Source organism: Vibrio sp. IB15 (genome assembly GCF_016406055.1).
In the GTDB taxonomy this organism is placed as follows: domain Bacteria; phylum Pseudomonadota; class Gammaproteobacteria; order Enterobacterales; family Vibrionaceae; genus Vibrio; species Vibrio chagasii.
The window spans coordinates 1-4,796 of sequence record NZ_JAEFCE010000113.1; the positions used below are offsets into that span (position 1 = coordinate 1).

3 protein-coding genes and 1 pseudogene are annotated in these 4,796 nt (G+C 45.4%); all 4 read right to left on the reverse strand.

The window, feature by feature from the left end:
* Positions 1-78 precede the first annotated feature (78 nt).
* A complete protein-coding gene (locus tag JC606_RS22690; RefSeq protein WP_063522643.1) occupies positions 79-672 on the reverse strand; it encodes an acetate uptake transporter in 594 nt (197 codons plus the stop codon).
* A 352-nt stretch (positions 673-1,024) separates the two neighbouring features.
* A pseudogene (locus JC606_RS22695) lies at positions 1,025-2,574 on the reverse strand (Na+/H+ antiporter NhaC family protein).
* A gap of 221 nt (positions 2,575-2,795) precedes the next feature.
* Positions 2,796-4,493, reverse strand: a complete 1,698-nt coding sequence (locus JC606_RS22700; protein WP_137408166.1) for a chitinase — start codon at positions 4,491-4,493, stop codon at positions 2,796-2,798.
* 63 nt (positions 4,494-4,556) lie between these two features.
* The coding region (locus JC606_RS23490) for a hypothetical protein (protein WP_233090605.1) at positions 4,557-4,796 on the reverse strand (240 nt) is incomplete at its 5' end.

Below are 4,796 nucleotides of genomic sequence, written 5' to 3' on the forward strand. Positions count from 1 at the left end.
ATCACTTACTACCGTTTTTGTTTTTAGTTCCCGCTAATCCGCGATGAACCTTTTTTTATATGTCTAAGAAACGCGAGATTATGCAGCGATTTCTTGTGTTGCCATTTGAGGTGCTTTCTTCTCACCGATTGGCAGTACTGTGCGGCCGTATTCGTTGTTGATTACTTGTGCCATTGCGAAGTAGATAGCAGAAGCGCCACAGAAGATACCTTCGAAACCAGCGATAGTACCGATCAGTTGGTTACCAGTGAAATCACGAGCTGCAAGCAGGAAGAACAAGATAGTTAGTGAACCGAATACTACTTGCTTCGCTACTGGGTAGCATAGAGAACCGATGAACATGAAGCCTGTAAAGATGCCCCATAGAAGTAGGTACCAACCCATGAATGCTGCTGGGCTTGCTGGTAGGCCCATTTTAGGCATTACGATTAGACCAACAAGAGTCAACCAGAATAGGCCGTAAGAGGTAAATGCAGTTGTACCGAACGTATCACCACGTTTGAAGCACATTGTGCCAACGATAACTTGGCTTAAACCACCGTAAAAAATACCCATCGCAAGGATCATTGAATCTAATGGAAAGAAACCTGCATTGTGGATATTAAGAAGAATAGTGGTCATACCGAAACCCATTAAGCCTAACGGCGCTGGGTTAGCTAGTTTGGTCGACATTGCGAATTTACCTTTATCAAATAGGGGGTTAAAAAAAACCAATAAAAATTGTAATAAAATTTTAATTGATAAATCGCTTTTGGGATAATCCAGTTATCGAAAACTAAGGTTGTTGAAATGATCCTATTGAGATTTTGATTTGGTTTTGGCAGTTTACATTCATGGTAACTATGTGTTGAGAATTCACTATCACGCTATAAAAAGATGCGAGTAACGAGATGCGGGATGAGAAAAGAGTATCCAGATTTGAGTAAGCAATAGTCCTTAGCATCAAACTTAGACAATAGAGAGCGAGCTCTTCGATAATCGTTTACTCGCATCCTGTATCTAGTCTCTCAGTTGAAATCTTAAATTACGCTTGTTGTGGTTTAGATTCAGACACTTGAGATTGAACTTCTGAAGATGCATTCTTACTCGCGTCGCGCTTGGCTAGCAATGTTACTACAACCAGTTGGGCGACAAGCGCACCTAACACGACCAACGAGCTACCAGTTAAGCCTGCGACAACAAAGCTCACTAAAGCAATACAACCGTTCATTAATGCGTAAGGTAATTGCGTCTTAAAGTGCTCAAACTGATCACACCCTGCACCTGTTGAAGAGAGGATGGTGGTTTCAGATATCGGTGAGCAGTGATCACCAAACAGGCCACCAGAAAGCACCGCACCAATCGCAACTAACAGCGGAGCATCAATTGCAATCGCGGTTGGGATAACCAACGGCATCATGATGGCAAAGGTTCCCCATGACGAACCCGTAGCGAATGAGATAATAGCCGAGGTAAAAAGGCTACTGCAGGCACTAACCAGTAAGGGAAACCGCTTTGCGCTTGTTCTGCAATATAAGTCGCCGCGCCCAACTCTTTACCAATCGTGCTTAATGCCCACGCCAGTACCAAAATAATTGCAACCGGCATCATGTTACCCATGCCTTTTAGATATACAGAAACACCATCCGACAGCTTTCTCACGCCGTAGTAAGCCATCAGCGAGATCAAGGTAATCGCGGCAAAGAAATAAGCCGAAGACAGTGCTGATCTGAATGATGAGCCTGCGACCTTTTGAAATGGGAAACCTTGTGGAACTAACATGACACACAATACCATGAGCATCACTAATATTTGTGCCCAAACAAAAGATGCCTTTGCATTTTTATGCGAGAAAGGATTGATTGATTCGCTGCTCACGCCTGGGTTGATTCCCGCTTGGCAATCACGTTCAGCTTTTGCCATTGGTCCGAAGTCCAAACCTTTAACAGAAACCAAAGGAACGATGAAAATTGCTAAGAATGCGTAGAACTGGAAAGGAATCGCACCGATAAAGGCATCCCAGTCAGACATGTTGACATTCAAGGCGGTAAACTCTTTTTGAATCAGGCTCATGATGTAAACGCCCCACCCGATAAATGGGATAAGGATCGCGACAGGTGATGATGTAGAGTCGATGATAAATGCCAGCTTCTGTCTAGAAAGTTTCAGTTTATCGAAAAGGGGGCGAAAGACAGGGCCAACAATTAACGGAGTACCTAAGTCATAGAAAAATATCACGATTCCTCCAAACCACGCAGACAGTTGAGCTTGGTACTTGTTACTTACCCACTCAGTCACACGCTTGGCAAACGCAACACCACCACCCGGCTTCTCCATCAAAGCAACAAAGCCACCGATGAATACCAACAGCATAATGACGCCAGCATTGTAGCTATCAGTAAGCTGTGGCACTAGGTAGCCTTTGACCATGGTTCCAAAGGTATCAAGAGGGTTTAGTTCACTAAACATTCCGGTGAGCATAGCAACGCCACTGAGTACGCCAGCAAAAAGGCCAATCACTACATTCCTTGTCGCCAACGACAACACCAAAGTAATCACAATGGGGATGAGTGACGTGATATCTGTCTGTTCTATAGGTAAACCTTAACCCTAAAACAAAGAATAAGTATGATTTAAAAAATAATATAAATTCACAAAGAGCATTTGTACAGGACTTTATTCTCTAAATGGAAAATTAGCATTCAGCTAAGAAGTGTCGCGTTAGATCATCGAGGAACGTAAAGCCGAAACGCAAAGCCGAAAGCAATCACTTTCGGCTTTGATTAATCAGTTAAGGTACTCAATTGGCTGAACGATTAATTACAGCTGATTTCATCCCAGAACCAATTCGATTGAACAGGGCTTTCCCAGACACCAGGGCCGTTTTTAGCCACGAAGCACTTACCGTTATGCGTCACTTTATCGCCATTACTCACTTGGCTAACACCTGCTTGCCACGTAATAAATTCAGATGGATCGACAACCACTGGCGGCTCTGTCACAGGCGGTTCAACGGGTGTAGGATCTACCGGAGCAGGATCAACAGGCGTTGGATCTGTCACTACCGGTGGTGTTGGCTCACCTGCTACTAGTTTCCAAGGGCCACCATTGGCTGGGTCATCCCCTTGTGTCCACCATTTCGCTTCATAAGTTGCGCCATTGTGAGTCACTTGGTCACCAGCGTTGTAAACCTTAGTCGCACTCCAACCGTTACCGCCGGGATCGGTTCCAGGGTCTACCGGATCAAGCTTATCGACCACTTTCACTTCAGGCCAACTTGCATGAGATCCATAGAAGTTGGTTACACACTTCTCGTAATCGCCCGGTACTAATGCAGAGTATGCAGTTTGGAAGCCGACTAGCTCACATTCAAATGAGTAGCCTTCAGGACGGTCTGCGTAGTATTTCCAGTTACCATCCCAGTTGGTGTACAACACATCTGTTGCGCCGTTGAGGTTCAAGCTTCCGTATGGCGTTTGCTGCCAGCAGGTATTCTTTTCGTCTGCTTCAACAGGGATCTGGTAGTGCGCCGCTAGCCCTTCCCAGTAACGAATGCGGTTAACCGGCTGGCCCTTGTCTTTATTCTGTTCACCACACTCAATACCACCGTTGATTACGTTAATGGTGGTACCAAAGCCATAACCAATGCCCGCATCCAGTTCACGTTGAGATGGCGTCCAAGTACGGTCAATAACGTGCAACATCGCTGGCTTCGGTGCTTGTGGCGTTAAGAAGAACCAAATAGCTGAAGCCAAGTTCAACCATGAATCAGCAACTAAACCCGGATTATTCAGCAGCACGGTTGCATCACCATCGAACATCACTTCAGAGAAAGCGCCGTAGTTAAAATGGTAAGAAAGCTGTTTAGCACCACGACCGAAGTAACCCTGCCCTGCCGCACATGGCCAGCGCGCATTTTGCCAATCATTCTGACCACAACCTGTGGTGTAACCTTCTTGCCCTTCAGACCAACCCATTTCACGAACATGGACTAACGCTTGCTGCCACTCTTCTAAACCCAACGGGTTATCAGAAGTATTATCTATCGCGATGTGACCGCCCGTCTCTTGAGAGAAATGAGCAAAAGCCGTGATGATGGATTTCTTACAGATGGCGTCAGAGTCACGGCCATCTGTGTACTCTCCACAGAACGCAGGGAATTTACCAATCGCACGTAGGAAACGAGTGTAAGTGTATTCAGGCGCAGCCATCTGAGTAAGGAAATCCCATTCAGATTGAGGGAATACGCGCTCAACCCGCTTTACGTTCTCAGGGTTGGAAGGTGAACCGGGTTCAATCGCTTCAACGATGGTGTTCGAACGAGTTTGTAGTGCCTGTGACCAGATCGCATACATAGGGTCCGAGGTTTTCGCTTGTTCAGCAGCCTGTAAAGCCGACTTCTCAATAAGGTAACCATTCGGGTTTTGCGGATCAGGTTGAATGTTCAAAGACGCATGACTTTGTGCTGCTAAAGTACAGCCCAATACTGTCGCCAAATATTTGATTTTTAACATGATGGATTCTCTTATCTGTCCTTAATAAGTCCATCAAAGAGTATGTGGCACGTGGGAAATAGCCTAGCTGTTGCGGTGTGATTTTATAAAAAGTGCGAGTGATAGTTTTATGTATAGTTGAAGGTAACAATGCGTCTCATGGTTTCTTGAGCTGATATCTAGTTTCCAACTAATTTGGTTTCTTACGCTCAATCCCCCCTCAAACCACAACCATTGACTTTGCGGCGTGGCAAACAAAAAAGCCCCGAACTGAAGTGACCCCGTAAAGTTGGACATTTCTGTTAAGCGGCTTTCAAGGCCTGA